The sequence below is a fragment of the Kluyvera georgiana ATCC 51603 genome, assembly GCF_001654985.1.
Lineage (GTDB): Bacteria > Pseudomonadota > Gammaproteobacteria > Enterobacterales > Enterobacteriaceae > Kluyvera > Kluyvera georgiana.
On sequence record NZ_LXEU01000037.1, the window covers coordinates 40,854 to 56,807 of the forward strand.

Annotated in this window: 10 protein-coding genes; 4 read left to right on the top strand and 6 right to left on the bottom strand. The window is 54.6% G+C overall.

The features are described from left to right. Nucleotides 1-112 precede the first annotated feature (112 nt). Nucleotides 113-1,303: an MFS transporter gene (locus M989_RS07810; RefSeq protein WP_064543990.1), complete on the top strand. Its 1,191-nt coding sequence runs from the start codon at nucleotides 113-115 to the stop codon at nucleotides 1,301-1,303. A gap of 3 nt (nucleotides 1,304-1,306) precedes the next feature. Here the strand turns inward: M989_RS07810 and yfaE are convergent, their stop codons facing one another. From yfaE to ubiG, 4 genes are all read right to left on the bottom strand, one after another. After that, nucleotides 1,307-1,561, bottom strand: coding sequence for a class I ribonucleotide reductase maintenance protein YfaE (yfaE, locus tag M989_RS07815; RefSeq protein WP_064543992.1), 255 nt, complete (start codon nucleotides 1,559-1,561; stop codon nucleotides 1,307-1,309). 1 nt (nucleotide 1,562) lies between these two features. Beyond that, nucleotides 1,563-2,693, bottom strand: coding sequence for a class Ia ribonucleoside-diphosphate reductase subunit beta (nrdB, locus tag M989_RS07820; RefSeq protein ID WP_064543994.1), 1,131 nt, complete (start codon nucleotides 2,691-2,693; stop codon nucleotides 1,563-1,565). Nucleotides 2,694-2,843: 150 nt separating this feature from the next. Continuing rightward, the gene (gene nrdA / locus M989_RS07825; RefSeq protein WP_064543997.1) at nucleotides 2,844-5,129 is read right to left on the bottom strand and encodes a class 1a ribonucleoside-diphosphate reductase subunit alpha; all 2,286 of its coding nucleotides are present in this window, start codon (nucleotides 5,127-5,129) and stop codon (nucleotides 2,844-2,846) included. A gap of 451 nt (nucleotides 5,130-5,580) precedes the next feature. After that, nucleotides 5,581-6,309 (bottom strand): bifunctional 2-polyprenyl-6-hydroxyphenol methylase/3-demethylubiquinol 3-O-methyltransferase UbiG, encoded by a 729-nt coding sequence (gene ubiG / locus M989_RS07830; RefSeq protein WP_064543999.1) that lies wholly within the window; start codon nucleotides 6,307-6,309, stop codon nucleotides 5,581-5,583. A gap of 161 nt (nucleotides 6,310-6,470) precedes the next feature. Here ubiG and gyrA point away from each other — a divergent pair, with 161 nt between their 5' ends. Both gyrA and rcsC read left to right on the top strand, forming a co-directional pair. After that, nucleotides 6,471-9,107 (top strand): DNA topoisomerase (ATP-hydrolyzing) subunit A, encoded by a 2,637-nt coding sequence (gene gyrA, locus M989_RS07835; RefSeq protein ID WP_064544001.1) that lies wholly within the window; start codon nucleotides 6,471-6,473, stop codon nucleotides 9,105-9,107. 124 nt (nucleotides 9,108-9,231) lie between these two features. Further along, nucleotides 9,232-12,078: a two-component system sensor histidine kinase RcsC gene (gene rcsC / locus M989_RS07840; protein WP_064544003.1), complete on the top strand. Its 2,847-nt coding sequence runs from the start codon at nucleotides 9,232-9,234 to the stop codon at nucleotides 12,076-12,078. A gap of 116 nt (nucleotides 12,079-12,194) precedes the next feature. Here the strand turns inward: rcsC and rcsB are convergent, their stop codons facing one another. Beyond that, the gene (rcsB, locus tag M989_RS07845) at nucleotides 12,195-12,845 is read right to left on the bottom strand and encodes a response regulator transcription factor RcsB (RefSeq protein ID WP_064544005.1); all 651 of its coding nucleotides are present in this window, start codon (nucleotides 12,843-12,845) and stop codon (nucleotides 12,195-12,197) included. A 15-nt stretch (nucleotides 12,846-12,860) separates the two neighbouring features. Continuing rightward, on the bottom strand, nucleotides 12,861-15,539 hold the full coding sequence (gene rcsD, locus M989_RS07850; RefSeq protein ID WP_064544007.1) for a phosphotransferase RcsD: 2,679 nt from the start codon (nucleotides 15,537-15,539) through the stop codon (nucleotides 12,861-12,863). Nucleotides 15,540-15,658: 119 nt separating this feature from the next. On the opposite strand from rcsD, the gene M989_RS26030 reads away from it, so the two are divergent. Further along, nucleotides 15,659-15,859 carry a hypothetical protein gene (locus M989_RS26030; RefSeq protein ID WP_064544009.1) on the top strand — a complete coding sequence of 67 codons (201 nt, stop codon included), beginning with the start codon at nucleotides 15,659-15,661 and terminating at the stop codon, nucleotides 15,857-15,859. The last annotated feature ends 95 nt before the right edge of the window (nucleotides 15,860-15,954 follow it).

Sequence of the window (15,954 nt, forward strand, 5' to 3'; positions counted from 1 at the left end):
GACTTAATCACAAAATCACGCACGCGATTATTTTTATTGGTGATGCATTCTTAAATTTATATATTTAAGGTGAATGCATTGCCGCGCGCCGTAGGGACAAGGTTGCAAATCAATGAAAGAAAAATTGTGGACTAAGGATTTTTGGGCCATCACGATTATTAGCTTTATTATTTTCTTCGTATTTTATGTCCTCCTGACGTTACTCCCGATTTATATAGCCGATAATCTGCACGCCACCGCCGATAAGGCCGGCCTGTTGGTCACGTGCTTCCTCGCCGCTGCGATTGTCGTGCGCCCCTTTGCCGGGCAGTGGGTGGGGAAATATTCGAATAAAACGATTCTGGTGCTTTCCTCTCTGGCGTTTTTGGTTGTCACCGCGCTGTATCCATTTTGCCATTCTATTGAAGCGCTGCTGTTTATTCGCGTGCTGCACGGAATAACCTTCGGGATTATTACGACGGTAAAAGGGACTATCTCCGCACGGTTAATACCCGCCTCCCGACGTGGGGAGGGCATCAGCTTTTTCTCTTTAGCAATGGGTCTGGCGATGGTCGTGGGGCCGTGGATTGGTCTGAACATGGCGCGCCATAGCGCGTTCAGCCAGGCGTTCTGGATGTGTACGGCGGTGGCGACTATTGGCATTGTGTTGTCGTTGATGGTACGTGTACCGCCAGTCATTCGTCATGCGGACGGTTCGCAGCCGAAGCTTGGCTTCTCCGCCATGTTTGATAAAGCCGCGATGCCGTTTGCCATGGTCACCTTCTTTATGACCTTCTCCTACGCTGGGGTCTCTGCCTTCCTGGCGCTGTATGCCCGTGAGCTGGACCTGATGGCCGCCGCCAGTAATTTCCTGCTGTGCTATGCGGTGTTTCTGATGATTTGCCGCGCGTTTACCGGCAATGTGTGTGACAAAAAGGGACCGAAATATGTGGTCTATCCATGTCTGTTCGCTTTTACCGTTGGCCTGGTAGTGCTGGGCTATACCCATGGCAGCGTGTCGATGATTCTCGCAGGCGCGTTGATTGGCATCGGTTATGGTTCGGTCACGCCTATCTTCCAGACGCAGATTATCAGTTCGGTTGAACCGCATAAAATTGGCGTCGCCAACTCGCTGTTCTTTAATGCGATGGATGCCGGGCTGGCGATTGGCGCATTTGTGATGGGGCTGATGGTGGAAGGGGTAGGCTACCGGGCGATTTACCTGGTCGGTGCGGTGCTGGTGGTGCTGGCGGGCGCGCTGTATATCGCGCAGATGAAACGCCGGGGCGCGATGCCGTTAGTTAGCGCACACGAAGTGCACTAACCGTTACATCTCGATTTCGATATCGCCTTTTGCCCTGCAGCAGCAGGGCAAAATTTCGTCCGGCTGAATAAAGGCCAGCGGTTCGGTCAACCAGTCAACCTGACCGGAGACCAGCCGCGTGCGGCAGGAACCGCAGTAACCTTCGCGACACTGGTACTCCACCTCAACATTGTGAGACTCCAGCGTTGCCAGCAGGGAAGGGTGTTCATCCTGGCACAGTAGCCGTGTGCCAGTGATGCGCAGAAAAACGCGGCTCATATCAAAGCTGGAAGTTGCTGAGATCGTCAGTATCGACTTCCGAGTCAATCTGCCCAACCAGATAAGAGCTGACTTCCACTTCCTGCGGTGCAACCTGCACGTTATCAGAAACCAGCCAGGTGTTGATCCACGGAATCGGGTTAGAGCGCGTCTGGAACGGCAGATCCAGCCCCACCGCCTGCATACGGATATTGGTGATGTACTCAACGTACTGACACAGGATATCGCGGTTCAGACCAATCATTGAGCCATCGCGGAACAGATAGTCGGCCCACTCTTTTTCCTGCTGGGCGGCCTGCACGAACAGGTCGTAGCACTCTTGCTTGCACTCTTCGGCAATTTCCGCCATTTCCGGGTCATCCGCGCCGCTGCGCAGCAGGTTCAGCATGTGCTGAGTGCCGGTCAGGTGCAGCGCTTCGTCGCGAGCGATAAGACGAATGATTTTGGCGTTGCCTTCCATCAGCTCGCGCTCGGCGAAGGCGAAGGAGCAGGCAAAGCTGACGTAGAAGCGAATGGCTTCCAGCGCGTTGACGCTCATCAGGCAGATATACAGCTTTTTCTTCAGCTCGCGCAGGTTCACGGTCACGGTTTTGCCGTTGACGGTGTGGGTGCCTTCGCCCAGCAGATGCCAGTAGCTGGTCATCTCGATCAGGTCGTCGTAATAGCTGGAGATGCCTTCGGCGCGTTTCTGAATCTGTTCGTTGGTCACGATATCATCAAACACCACCGCCGGATCGTTGACGATGTTGCGGATGATGTGGGTGTAGGAGCGCGAGTGGATCGTTTCGGAGAACGCCCACGTTTCCACCCAGGTTTCCAGCTCAGGAATCGAGATCAGCGGCAGCAGCGCTACGTTCGGGCTACGGCCCTGGATGGAGTCCAGCAGGGTCTGATACTTCAGGTTGCTGATGAAAATGTGCTTTTCGTGTTCCGGCAGTGCCTGATAGTCAATGCGGTCGCGGGACACGTCAACTTCTTCCGGACGCCAGAAGAAGGAGAGCTGTTTTTCAATCAGCTTTTCGAAGATGTCATATTTCTGCTGGTCGTAGCGTGCCACGTTGACCGGCTGGCCAAAGAACATCGGCTCTTTGAGCTGATCGTTTTTCGTCTGTGAAAAAGTGGTGTATGCCATTGATGTCAATCCTGTCTGGAGAGTAATGCCGGATGGCGTTTACTTACCTGCTTACAATATCATCGCAAATAAATCCGTACACCAAATAGGGTTTTAGGTGGGTACGGAAAGCAAAGGCCGGGTCAGCATAGCGCTGCCCGGCAATCATTATTAGATCTTACAGGCGCCGCTTTCGCAGCCGTCGTCCTGAATGGACGGCACCAGATCGTCCTGCGCATCTTCCGCACCGTCGCGGGTGTTTTGATAGTACAGGGTCTTCACGCCGAATTTATAGGCGGTGAGCAGGTCTTTGAGCAGCTGCTGCATCGGTACTTTGCCTGACGGGAAGCGCGTCGGGTCATAGTTGGTGTTGGCGGAGATCGCCTGGTCGATAAACTTCTGCATAATGCCGACCAGCTGCAGGTAGCCGTCGTTGTTCGGCATTTCCCACAGCAGTTCGTAGGCGTTGCCCAGGTGCTCATAGTCCGGCACGACCTGACGCAGAATACCGTCTTTCGACGCTTTGATGCTCACGTAGCCGCGCGGCGGCTCAATGCCGTTGGTGGCGTTGGAGATCTGTGAAGAGGTCTCGGACGGCATCAGCGCGGAGAGCGTGGAGTTACGCAGACCGTGGGTCTTGATGGACTCACGCAGCGCTTCCCAGTCGAGGTGCAGCGGCTCGTTGGTAATCGCATCCAGGTCTTTCTTGTAGGTGTCGATCGGCAGGATACCCTGGGCATAGGTGGTTTCGTTGAACCACGGGCACGCGCCTTGCTCTTTCGCCAGCTCGTTAGAGGCCTTCAGCAGGTAGTACTGAATGGCTTCGAAAGTCTGGTGGGTCAGGTTGTTGGCGCTGCCGTCGGAGTAGCGCTTGCCGTTTTTCGCCAGCCAGTAGGCGAAGTTGATAACGCCGATACCCAGCGTACGACGGCCCATCGCACCGCGCTGTGCGGCTTTGATCGGGTAGTCCTGGTAGTCCAGCAGGGCGTCCAGCGCACGCACGGCCAGCACGGCCAGCTCTTCCAGTTCAGCAAGGCTGCCGATGGCGCCCAGGTTGAATGCCGACAGCGTACACAGGGCGATTTCGCCGTTTTCGTCATTAACGTCGTCCAGCGGTTTGGTCGGCAGGGCGATTTCCAGGCACAGGTTAGACTGGCGCACCGGTGCAACGGCCGGGTCGAACGGGCTATGAGTGTTGCAGTGGTCAACGTTCTGAATGTAGATACGGCCGGTAGAGGCACGTTCCTGCATCATCAACGAGAACAGGTCGACCGCTTTCACGCGCTGTTTACGGATGCTGTCGTCGTTTTCGTATTTCACGTACAGGCGCTCAAATTCATCCTGGTCGGCGAAGAACGCGTCGTACAGCCCCGGGACGTCGGACGGGCTGAACAGGGTGATGTCGCCGCCTTTCAGCAGACGGGTGTACATCAGCTTGTTGATCTGTACGCCGTAGTCCATGTGACGCACGCGGTTACCTTCAACGCCGCGGTTGTTTTTCAGCACCAGCAGGCTTTCCACTTCCAGATGCCACATCGGATAGAACAGCGTTGCCGCACCGCCGCGTACGCCGCCCTGAGAACAGGATTTCACCGCCGTCTGGAAGTGCTTGTAGAACGGGATACAGCCGGTGTGGAACGCTTCACCGCCGCGAATCGGGCTACCCAGCGCACGAATGCGGCCGGCGTTGATACCGATACCGGCGCGCTGGGAAACGTATTTCACAATCGCGCTGGAGGTGGCGTTGATAGAATCCAGGCTGTCGCCGCACTCGATCAGTACGCAGGAGCTGAACTGACGGGTTGGGGTACGCACGCCGGACATAATCGGCGTCGGCAGCGAAATTTTGAAGGTGGAAACCGCATCGTAGAAGCGCTTCACGTAGCTCAGACGGGTTTCACGCGGGTAGTTAGAGAACAGGCATGCCGCCACCAGGATATAGAGGAACTGGGCGCTCTCGTAGATTTCGCCGGTGACGCGGTTCTGTACCAGGTATTTGCCTTCCAGCTGCTTAACGGCAGCGTAGGAGAAGGTCATGTCACGGTCGTGAACGATGAACGAGTCCATCTGCTTGAACTCTTCTTCCGTATAGTCTTCCAGCAGATGATTGTCGTATTTACCCAGGTCAACCATGTTTTTCACGTGGTCAAACAGCGCCGGCGGCTCGAACTGGCCGTAGGCTTTTTTGCGCAGGTGGAATACCGCCAGACGCGCGGCCAGGTACTGGTAGTCCGGCGCTTCACGGGAGATCAGGTCAGCAGCGGCCTTAATAATCGTTTCATGAATGTCAGACGTTTTAATTCCGTCGTAAAACTGGATGTGTGAACGCAGCTCGACCTGAGAGATCGACACGTTATGCAGCCCTTCCGCCGCCCAATCCAGCACGCGATGAATTTTGTCGAGGTTAATGCGCTCTGTGCGGCCGTCACGCTTCGTCACCAGCAGACTCTGATTCATGTGATTTTTACCTGTCCGTGAAAAGGAAAATATCCCCCGATTTATCCACAATTGCGGTAGTCGTAAAACCTGTGGATAAATACTACATGTAGGGGTTCGTTGATTAATTGAACGCTATATGGTGAGTATTCTAGTCTGGATTCTTTTGAGTACAAGGGTTGATTTTGGCGTTAAATTGAGGTTGATAAAGCGTAAAAAACGCTAAGTCCACGGCGCGTAAGGGCTGGCGGGGATGTCAATAATATGCAAAAAAAAATGAAAATTTGATCGAGTGCTGATTTCTTCGGCGAAGGGGGAAATTGCGCAAATGATGCAGCGCAATTTCGTCGTAGTGACAATACTCATGATTGGTAGGCCTGATAAGCGAAGCGCCATCAGGCATTGCTGTCGGAATCATTGCCGGATGGCGACGCTGACGCGTCTTATCCGGCCTACAGAGCGTGTTGGCTGCTTATTCGGCTTTTGCCGTGGTGTGCAGCATATAGTTAACGTCAACGCCCGGCGCCAGCTTGAAGCTGTTGGTGATTGGGTTGTAGTGCAGACCAATCATATGGCGCTCTTTCAGCACGGTCTGGTCAACCCAGCTCAGCAGTTCGGCGGGCTTGATAAATTTCTTCACATCGTGCGTCCCCTTCGGCACCATGCGCAGAATGTATTCCGCGCCGACCACCGCCATCAGCCAGGACTTGCCGTTACGGTTAAGAGTAGAGAAGAACACCTGGCCGCCGGGTTTTACCAGCTGCGCGCAGGCTTTCACCACCGACTGCGGGTCCGGCACGTGTTCGAGCATCTCCATGCAGGTCACCACATCATACTGACCGGCATGCTTTGCAGCGTGCTCTTCAACCGTCTCCTGGACGTACTCGACGGGAATGCCGGTTTCCAGTGAGTGCAGTTTCGCGACCTGCAGCGGCTCAAAGCCCATATCTAACCCGGTGACCGTCGCGCCTTCACGCGCCATGCTTTCGGCCAGAATGCCGCCGCCGCAGCCAACATCGAGCACCTTTTTACCGAACAGGCCGCCAGAACGTTCGGCGATATAGCCCAGACGCAGCGGGTTAATGCGGTGCAAAGGCTTAAATTCGCCTTCCAGATCCCACCAGCGTGACGCGACGGCCTCGAATTTGGCGATCTCTTCGTGGTCAACGTTGTGCGCTACCGCAGCTTTTTCGGCATTCATGGGTGTTCCTGCTCCTTATTTCATTATTGTCTGCGAGTATATCAGCACCGACGCGCGAATAAAGCGTCTGGCAGGTGCTAATGGGTTTACCTGTCTTTACGCTAATGTGTTATAATTTGCGACCTTTGAATCCGGGAATACAGTAGAGGGATAGCGGTTAGATGAGCGACCTTGCGAGAGAAATTACACCGGTCAACATTGAGGAAGAGCTTAAGAACTCTTATCTGGATTATGCGATGTCGGTCATTGTTGGCCGCGCGCTGCCGGATGTCCGAGATGGCCTGAAGCCGGTACACCGTCGCGTACTTTACGCCATGAACGTATTGGGCAATGACTGGAACAAAGCCTACAAAAAATCAGCCCGTGTCGTTGGTGACGTGATCGGTAAATACCACCCGCACGGCGACTCCGCGGTATATGACACCATCGTTCGTATGGCCCAGCCGTTCTCGCTGCGCTACATGCTGGTGGATGGCCAGGGGAACTTCGGTTCAATCGACGGCGACTCCGCCGCGGCAATGCGTTATACGGAAATCCGTCTGGCGAAAATTGCTCACGAACTGATGGCCGATCTCGAAAAAGAGACGGTGGATTTCGTGGACAACTATGACGGCACGGAAAAAATTCCGGACGTCATGCCGACCAAAATTCCTAACCTGCTGGTTAACGGTTCGTCCGGTATCGCCGTAGGTATGGCGACCAACATTCCGCCGCATAACCTGACGGAAGTGATCAACGGCTGTCTGGCCTATGTCGATAATGAAGACATCACTATCGAAGGCCTGATGGAACACATCCCAGGCCCGGACTTCCCGACTGCCGCCATCATCAACGGCCGCCGCGGAATTGAAGAAGCCTATCGTACCGGTCGCGGCAAAGTATACATTCGCGCGCGCGCGGAAGTGGAAGTTGACCCGAAAAACGGTCGTGAAACCATCATCGTGCACGAAATTCCGTATCAGGTGAACAAAGCGCGCCTGATCGAGAAAATCGCCGAGCTGGTAAAAGATAAACGCGTTGAAGGCATCAGCGCGCTGCGCGACGAGTCTGATAAAGACGGTATGCGCATCGTGATTGAAGTGAAACGCGACGCGGTCGGGGAAGTGGTGCTGAACAACCTCTATTCCCAGACCCAGCTGCAGGTCTCCTTCGGTATCAACATGGTTGCGCTGCACCATGGTCAGCCGAAGATCATGAACCTGAAAGATATCATCGCCGCGTTTGTTCGCCACCGTCGTGAAGTGGTGACGCGTCGTACTATCTTTGAACTGCGTAAAGCGCGCGACCGTGCGCACATCCTGGAAGCGCTGGCGGTTGCGCTGGCGAACATCGACCCGATCATTGAACTGATCCGTCGCGCACCAACGCCGGCCGAAGCGAAAGCGGGTCTGGTGGCACAGGCGTGGGATCTGGGCAACGTCTCCGCGATGCTGGAACGTGCGGGCGACGATGCAGCGCGTCCGGAATGGCTGGAACCTCAGTTTGGCGTGCGTGACGGTAAATATTACCTGACCGAACAGCAGGCGCAGGCGATTCTGGATCTGCGACTGCAGAAACTGACCGGCCTTGAGCATGAAAAACTGCTCGACGAATACAAAGAGCTGCTGGAACAGATCGCAGAACTGCTGCACATTCTGGGCAGCGCCGAGCGTCTGATGGAAGTGATCCGCGAAGAGCTGGAGCTGGTTCGCGAACAGTTTGGCGACGAGCGTCGTACCGAAATCACCGCCAACAGCGCCGATATTAATATCGAAGATCTGATCAGCCAGGAAGATGTTGTCGTCACGCTGTCTCACCAGGGTTACGTCAAGTATCAGCCGCTTACCGATTACGAAGCTCAGCGTCGTGGCGGTAAAGGTAAGTCAGCAGCCCGTATTAAAGAAGAAGACTTTATCGACCGCCTGCTGGTGGCCAACACCCACGACACGATCCTCTGCTTCTCCAGCCGTGGTCGTCTGTACTGGATGAAGGTCTATCAGCTGCCGGAAGCGAGCCGCGGCGCGCGTGGCCGTCCGATCGTTAACCTGCTGCCGCTGGAAGCGAACGAACGTATCACCGCTATTCTGCCGGTTCGCGAGTACGAAGAGGGCGTGAACGTCTTTATGGCGACCGCCAGCGGTACCGTGAAGAAAACGGCGCTGACCGAGTTCAGCCGTCCGCGTTCTGCCGGTATTATCGCGGTGAACCTGAACGAAGGTGACGAGCTGATTGGCGTTGACCTGACTTCCGGAAGCGATGAAGTCATGCTGTTCTCCGCAGCGGGTAAAGTGGTGCGCTTTAAAGAAGATGCCGTGCGTGCGATGGGTCGTACTGCGACTGGTGTACGCGGTATCAAGCTGGCGGAAAAAGACAGCGTGGTGTCGCTGATTGTTCCGCGCGGCGAAGGCGCGATCCTGACCGTGACCCAGAATGGCTACGGTAAACGTACCGCGGCTGAAGAGTATCCGACCAAGTCGCGTGCGACGCAGGGCGTTATCTCTATCAAAGTGACCGAGCGTAACGGTGCCGTCGTGGGCGCGGTACAGGTTGACGACTGCGACCAGATCATGATGATCACCGATGCGGGTACGCTGGTGCGTACGCGCGTGTCGGAAGTCAGCGTGGTAGGGCGTAACACTCAGGGCGTGATCCTCATCCGTACGGCGGAAGATGAGAACGTGGTGGGTCTGCAGCGCGTGGCCGAACCGGTTGACGACGAAGAGCTGGACGCTATCGACGGTAGCGTGGCGGAAGGCGATGATGAAATCGCGCCGGAAACCGACAGCGATGACGACGTTGCGGACGACGCAGAAGAGTAATCGTACCCAACGTTGCGAAAGGGCTGGTGAAAACCGGCCCTTTTTTCATTAACATTGCGGTAAAAGTCTTTTACCGCTACCTTAACCACATCCTGTTTGCCATTGACGGCGGAGTTTCGTCAACTTGAAATATCTTGTCTCCTTTCGCACCACGCTGAAAGTCTCACGCTACCTGTTCCGGGCTTTGGCGCTGCTACTCTGGCTGCTTATCGCGCTGGTGTCGGTGTTCTATATTGTGAATGCTCTGCATCAGAAAGAGTCTGAAATCCGCCAGGAATTTAACCTCAATTCCGATCAGGCGCAGCGCTACTTCCAGCGAACCTCCGATGTGATAAAGGAGCTGAAGTACATTGCGGAAAACCGCTTAACCGCCGCCAACGGCGTGTTGCCCGCCATTTCCTCAAAAGACAGTTCTGACGTGCCGGATTTTGAGCCGCTATTCTCCGACTCCGACTGCGGCGCGCTCGATACCACCTGGCGCGGGCCGCTGGAGTCGCTGGCCTGGTTCCTGCGCTACTGGCGCGAAAATTTCTCGGCGGCCTACGACCTTAACCGTGTCTTTCTGATCGGCAGCGACAATCTTTGTATGGCCAACTTTGGCCTGCGTGAAATGCCGGTGGAGCGAACCGAAGCGCTGAAAGAGCTGCACCAGCGGATTATGGACTACCGCAACGCGCCGCAGGACGATCGCGGCGGCAATCTGTTCTGGGTGGGACAGGGGCCGCGCCAAAGCGTCGGCTACTTCTACGCGTTGACGCCGGTTTATCTGGCTAACCGCCTGCAGGCACTGCTGGGCGTGGAGCAAACCATCCGCGCCGAAAACTTCTTTACTCCGGGCAGTATGCCCATGGGCGTGTCAATTCTGGATGATAATGGCAACACGCTGATCTCGCTGGCCGGGCCGGATACACGCCTGCGTATCAGCACGCGCGGCCTGCAAGAGCGGCTGTGGTTTGGCTACACAGCCGGATATCGCGAGCTGGTGCTGAAGAAAACGCTGGCGCCTTCGTCATTAAGCATTGTCTATTCAGTGCCGTTGGACGCGGTCCTGGAGCGCATTCGCATTCTGGTGCTGAATGCTCTGCTGTTGAACCTGCTGACCGGTATCGCGTTGTTTACCATGGCGCGTATGTACGAGCGTCGTATTTTCTTACCGGCTGAATCTGACGCATTACGTCTCGAAGAACACGAGCAGTTCAACCGCAAAATCGTCGCCTCGGCGCCGGTAGGGATCTGTATTCTGCGTACCCAGGACGGTACCAATATCCTGAGTAACGAGCTGGCGCACAATTATCTCAACATGTTGACCCACGAAGACCGCCAGCGTCTGACGCAGATTATCTGTGGTCAGCAGGTTAACTTCGTCGACGTACTGACCAGCAACAATACCAACCTGCAAATTAGCTTTGTGCATTCGCGCTATCGCAACGAAAACGTGGCGATCTGCGTGCTGGTGGACGTCAGTTCACGCGTCAAAATGGAAGAGTCGTTACAGGAAATGGCGCAGGCGGCTGAACAGGCTAGCCAGTCGAAATCCATGTTCCTTGCTACCGTCAGCCACGAGCTGCGCACGCCGCTGTATGGGATTATTGGTAACCTTGACCTGCTGCAAACGAAAGAGCTGCCAAAGGGCGTCGACCGTCTGGTGACGGCGATGAATAACTCCTCCGGGCTGCTGCTGAAAATCATCAGCGATATTCTCGACTTCTCGAAAATTGAGTCCGAGCAGTTGAAAATTGAGCCGCGTGAATTCTCACCAAAAGAGGTGATGAACCACATCACCGCCAACTATCTGCCGCTGGTGGTCAGAAAACAGCTGGGAATGTACTGCTTTATAGAGCCGGATGTGCCGACGAAGCTGATGGGCGACCCGATGCGCCTTCAGCAGGTCATTTCTAACCTGCTGAGCAATGCCATTAAGTTCACCGATATCGGCTGCATCGTGCTGCATCTCAAGCGTGAAGGTTACTACCTGAGTATCAGTATTCGCGATACCGGCGTTGGGATCCCGGCCAAAGAGGCGGTGCGGTTGTTTGATCCGTTCTTCCAGGTGGGTACCGGCGTGCAGCGTAATTTCCAGGGGACCGGGCTGGGACTGGCGATTTGTGAAAAGCTGGTCAATATGATGGATGGCGATATTGCCGTCGATACCGAGCCGGGTATGGGGAGCCAGTTTACGCTGCGCATTCCGCTGTACGGCGAGCAGGACGCCACGCCGCTGGAGATTGACGGTCTGGCGAAGATTCGCTGCTGGCTGGCGGTGCGTAACGCCTCGCTCGCTGATTTTATTCAGTCGCTGCTCGCTTTCCACGGCATGAACGTGCAGATTTATGATGGCGAAACGCCGGCGCCGGATGATGTATTAATCACCGATGATGAACTCTCGCAGCCGTGGGCGGGGAGGGCTGCGGTGGTCTTCTGCCGTCGCCATATCGGCATTCCGCAGGAGTTCGCGCCGGGACAATGGGTGCACAGCATCGTTTCGCCACATGAATTGATGACTCTGCTGGGGCGCATTTATCGGGTTAAGGTGGCGACGAGCGGCGCGGAAGAACTGCAATCGACGCCGGAAGTGCCTGAGGACAGCAACGACGATATGATGATCCTTGTGGTTGACGATCATCCGATTAACCGTCGCCTGCTGGCCGATCAGTTAGGATCGTTAGGCTATCAGTGTAAGACGGCCAACGATGGCGTTGACGCGCTGAACGTGCTGAGTAAGAACCATATCGATATCGTGCTGAGCGACGTTAACATGCCGAATATGGACGGCTATCGCCTGACCCAGCGCATCCGCCAGCTGGGGCTGACGCTACCGGTTGTTGGCGTGACGGCGAACGCGCTGGCCGAAGAGAAGCAGCGCTGCCTGGAGTCGGGTATGGATAGCTGCCTGTCGAAGCCGGTCACGTTGGACGTGCTAAAACAAACGCTGACGGTGTATGCGGCAAGAGTGCGTAAGGCGCGAGAGTAGGGATTTTGTTGGTAGGCCGGATAAGGCAACGCCGCCATCCGGCAATTTGTGCGAGGTTGCCCGATGGCGCAGCGCTTATCGGGCCTGCATAAAGCAGGCCCGATAGGCAACAAGGTTTAGTCTTTGTCTGACGGCGACAGCGTCACGGAAGAGAGGTAGTTCAGCAGCGCGATGTCGTTTTCCACGCCCAGCTTCATCATTGCCGATTTTTTCTGGCTACTGATGGTTTTGATGCTGCGGTTGAGCTTCTTGGCAATTTCGGTCACCAGGAAACCTTCCGCGAACAGACGCAGAACTTCACTCTCTTTCGGCGACAGACGTTTATCGCCGTAGCCGCCAGCGCTGATTTTCTCCAGCAGACGAGAGACGCTTTCCGGGGTAAATTTCTTACCTTTCTGCAGGGCTGCCAGCGCTTTTGGTAGATCCGTCGGGGCGCCCTGCTTCAGCACAATCCCTTCGATATCCAGATCCAGCACGGCGCTCAGAATGGCCGGGTTGTTGTTCATGGTCAGTACAATGATCGCCAGTCCTGGGAAATGGCGTTTGATGTACTTAATCAGCGTAATGCCATCACCGTACTTGTCGCCAGGCATGGAGAGGTCGGTAATCAGCACGTGGGCATCAAGTTTTGGTAAGTTGTTAATTAGCGCGGTGGAGTCTTCAAATTCGCCTACAACGTTTACCCATTCAATCTGTTCCAGGGATTTACGGATCCCGAACAGCACAATCGGATGGTCATCGGCAATAATTACGTTCATATTGTTCATGTAAAGGCTACCTTGCTACAGCAAGCTCTTGACGTAGGCGTCAATGTCGCTGATGTATTTTTCTATGCTGGATGCATCTTTCTCACGAATAAGATGTTCAAGCGTTTCACATAACTGCTTGCCAGGTACCAGATTTAGCATGGCAAACACACCCTTAAGGCGGTGAGCTGTCTGTGCCAGTGCGGCAAAGTCCTTTGCCGCGGATTCAGTATACAGCCTGCTAACATCTTCCGGTACCGTATCAACAAACAGCGCATAATAGCCGCTGGCCTGAAGCTCGGCATTTTCATCACCACCCAACGGTGATTCCGTGACTTCTTCCTGTGCCAGTTGCTCTTCAATAAGCTGGAGCACGGCATCCTGCATCGCGTTACTCATGTTAAAGTTGACGCGCAGTTGGCCAGGGCCAATTTGGCGTACTCCAGCCTCATCATCGCTTAAAAGCAAGCCGGAAGCAGTAAGATTAGACGGATTATCAGTTAAAAACAGATCAAATTCTTGACTTGTTGCGCGTTCATCCGGGCTGATGCAGGTTGCCCCCCAGCTTTCCAGTTGACGCGTGACAATATTGCGAATTTCGTTGGAGGTGATATCCACCATGGCGACCACGTCATCGAGCAGCAGCTCTTCCGCTTCCGCATCTTCCTCGCGTACCGGCATTTTCACGTGCAGCGTATAGCGGGTACCCAGCGATTCCCGCGCCTTAATATTCAGGTGCCCGCCAAGCTTACGCGCCAGCTGATCGCACAGCCAGAAGGTGAGGGCGTTGGCCTTACCGTAGCGATCCGACTGGGTATCGTTGAGATACGGGAAGTGCAGGTTGTCGATTTCGCCATGCGACACGCCGTTGCCGGTGTCGAGAATGCGGAAGGTTAAACGTTCTTCCGCCGACTCCTCGGCGCTGATCTCAAGGGTAATTTTGCCTATCTGGGTGGTGGTGACGGCGTATTGAATCAACAGCAGCAGGATCCTGCGCAGAGCGTCGCGGTCACCGTGGCGTTGCGCTTTGGCCGGAACCTGATTGTTGATCAGTAGCTGCAGTCCTTTACGCTTGATTGACGGCAACACTTCCGGCACCACCTCATCTATCAACTCTTGCAGTGAGAATTGTGTGGTAGAGCCTTTCCAGCTGTCGTTTTCCAGCATGTTGGCCAGCTGAATTTCATCCACCAGTCGAACCAGCAGATCGGCGTGATTAGCCAGCCTCTGGCTGTCCGGAGTATTAATGTGGCTGGCTTCGTTTGCCAACGCTTTGATCGGTTGTTTCAGCGTGTCGCTGATGTTCTGCATGAACGCGGCGCGGCCCTGCTGGTTTTTCTCGTACAGCCGTTGCGCCTGCTTGAGCTTCTTGTTCACCAGCACTTCACGGTCCTGATCGCGGATGATAAAAATCTGCGTGCGCGGCGATACCTGACTGCGGAACTGGCGAATCTCATACAGTTCATTATTGATGGTGGCCTGAATCACCCCCTGATGCTGATCCGCCATGCTGGTGATGTTCTGCAGGTTAAGGTGCGGCAGCAGATGGTCGGCTATTTTGTTACTGATGACGGTGCGATTGGATTCCTGGTCGTGTACCAGCAACCCCAGCGGTAATAAAGAGACAATCTCTTCATTAATGGCTCTAAGCACGCGCAGCTCGTTATTGGTGCCGCTTGAGGAGACGCTGCTGCTGGTGCTGCCACGCGTGGGCAGGTTACGGAAGGTGGAGTAGCCAAACAGCGCGAGCGCTAACAGGCCAATGTTCAGCAGCAGCGGTAGCATGATGTTCTGGAAGGTATCCAGCAGTAGCGTGCCGAACGGCACCTGCCACACCAGCCGCATACCGGTGGTATTCAGCGCCGACGTAATCTCGATGCGCGAGCTATTAAAGTTGATGGCAACGCTGTCGCCCGGATCTTTCTCCTGACTACGCTGGGCATTCTGCGCCGGATCGGGCTCGAGACGGAAGCTGTCCAGCGACATGGTTGGTGGCACGAGATCGTTAATCGGCAAATCGAACGCCACGACGGTCGCCAGGTGCCCGGGCTGATTAAAGGTGGTTCGCAGCGTAAAGTAACGTCCGTTCTGCCAGGCCAGGCGTCGTAACGATGAGAAGGTTTCGCGCTCATCCAGCGTGTTGGCCTGCTGGAGCATCTCGGCGCGGCGCGAGTCGACAATGCTGCCAACCGTCGATTCTTTAAAGCCGGAAGAGAGGTCTTTGAGCGGTAGCGTAGAGATCAGAATCAGGCTGTTGTCCTGACCGTTAAGGTAGTACATCGACCACGGCACGTTTTCTGCGCCCCAAAGGGTATCGAGATAGGTCGACATTCGCTGGGTAATGTCGAGCGTCGCGCTGTCGTGAGAACCGAAAATCAGCGCTTCGGTTTTACGCCGTGGTTTTTCCAGATAATAGACGTCCTGCTTCAGCCGCGTTTCCTGAAGGCCGTCGCCGGGTGCCGCATTGGTGCTGGAAGCGGCAATATTGTCGTAAATTTGCCAGGTGGTGTAGCGCCAGGTATCAATGCGCTTATGTACGGCATGCGTCATATCGACAATCTGATAGCTTTTATCTTTCAGCCATGCGTTGACCGCGCTCTGAATCATCACGCCCATCGTCACCAGCAGGACAATGATCATAAGAAGGAAGAAACGCGTGATGCTCCCCGGCAGCAGGGAGAATTTCGTCGGGCTCATCTTGTCGGACTGACTCATTGGCGTGTGTAACCCATCATAACGGCATCTGAATGAGGATATGCTCAAGCTTATAACGCGTTGAGGCATGCAAACCCTGTTTTTGTACTGCAGGCAGTATATACAAAAAATTCACCAGGATGCATCAACGAGGCAAAATCGTCGTGGGCGAGGGCGCGGTGGCCTGTATGTTGAAAAGGTGTTTTATTATTTCAGCGCAGGAGAAATTCGACATTGTGGATAATGTGTACAATTTAGCGCGTGCTGTACAATTATTTACCAAACCACAAGGAAAAATAGCACCAAATAACAAGACATTAATTGTTATCGGTGTGCAATGACATTTTTTGTGCTGAAAAACGATTAGTTAATAGTCGTTATAATTTACGATGGGTAGCATACGTTGATTAAATTTGCGTAAAGAAAGGTAAAAAAA

What these genes read in the sequence shown, in the direction of transcription:
- M989_RS07810 (WP_064543990.1), top strand. Translation starts at nt 113, where the DNA reads ATGAAAGAAAAATTGTGGACTAAGGATTTTTGGGCCATCACGATTATT.
- yfaE (WP_064543992.1), bottom strand. Translation starts at nt 1,561, where the DNA reads ATGAGCCGCGTTTTTCTGCGCATCACTGGCACACGGCTACTGTGCCAG.
- nrdB (WP_064543994.1), bottom strand. Translation starts at nt 2,693, where the DNA reads ATGGCATACACCACTTTTTCACAGACGAAAAACGATCAGCTCAAAGAG.
- nrdA (WP_064543997.1), bottom strand. Translation starts at nt 5,129, where the DNA reads ATGAATCAGAGTCTGCTGGTGACGAAGCGTGACGGCCGCACAGAGCGC.
- ubiG (WP_064543999.1), bottom strand. Translation starts at nt 6,309, where the DNA reads ATGAATGCCGAAAAAGCTGCGGTAGCGCACAACGTTGACCACGAAGAG.
- gyrA (WP_064544001.1), top strand. Translation starts at nt 6,471, where the DNA reads ATGAGCGACCTTGCGAGAGAAATTACACCGGTCAACATTGAGGAAGAG.
- rcsB (WP_064544005.1), bottom strand. Translation starts at nt 12,845, where the DNA reads ATGAACAATATGAACGTAATTATTGCCGATGACCATCCGATTGTGCTG.
- rcsD (WP_064544007.1), bottom strand. Translation starts at nt 15,539, where the DNA reads ATGAGTCAGTCCGACAAGATGAGCCCGACGAAATTCTCCCTGCTGCCG.
- M989_RS26030 (WP_064544009.1), top strand. Translation starts at nt 15,659, where the DNA reads ATGCATCAACGAGGCAAAATCGTCGTGGGCGAGGGCGCGGTGGCCTGT.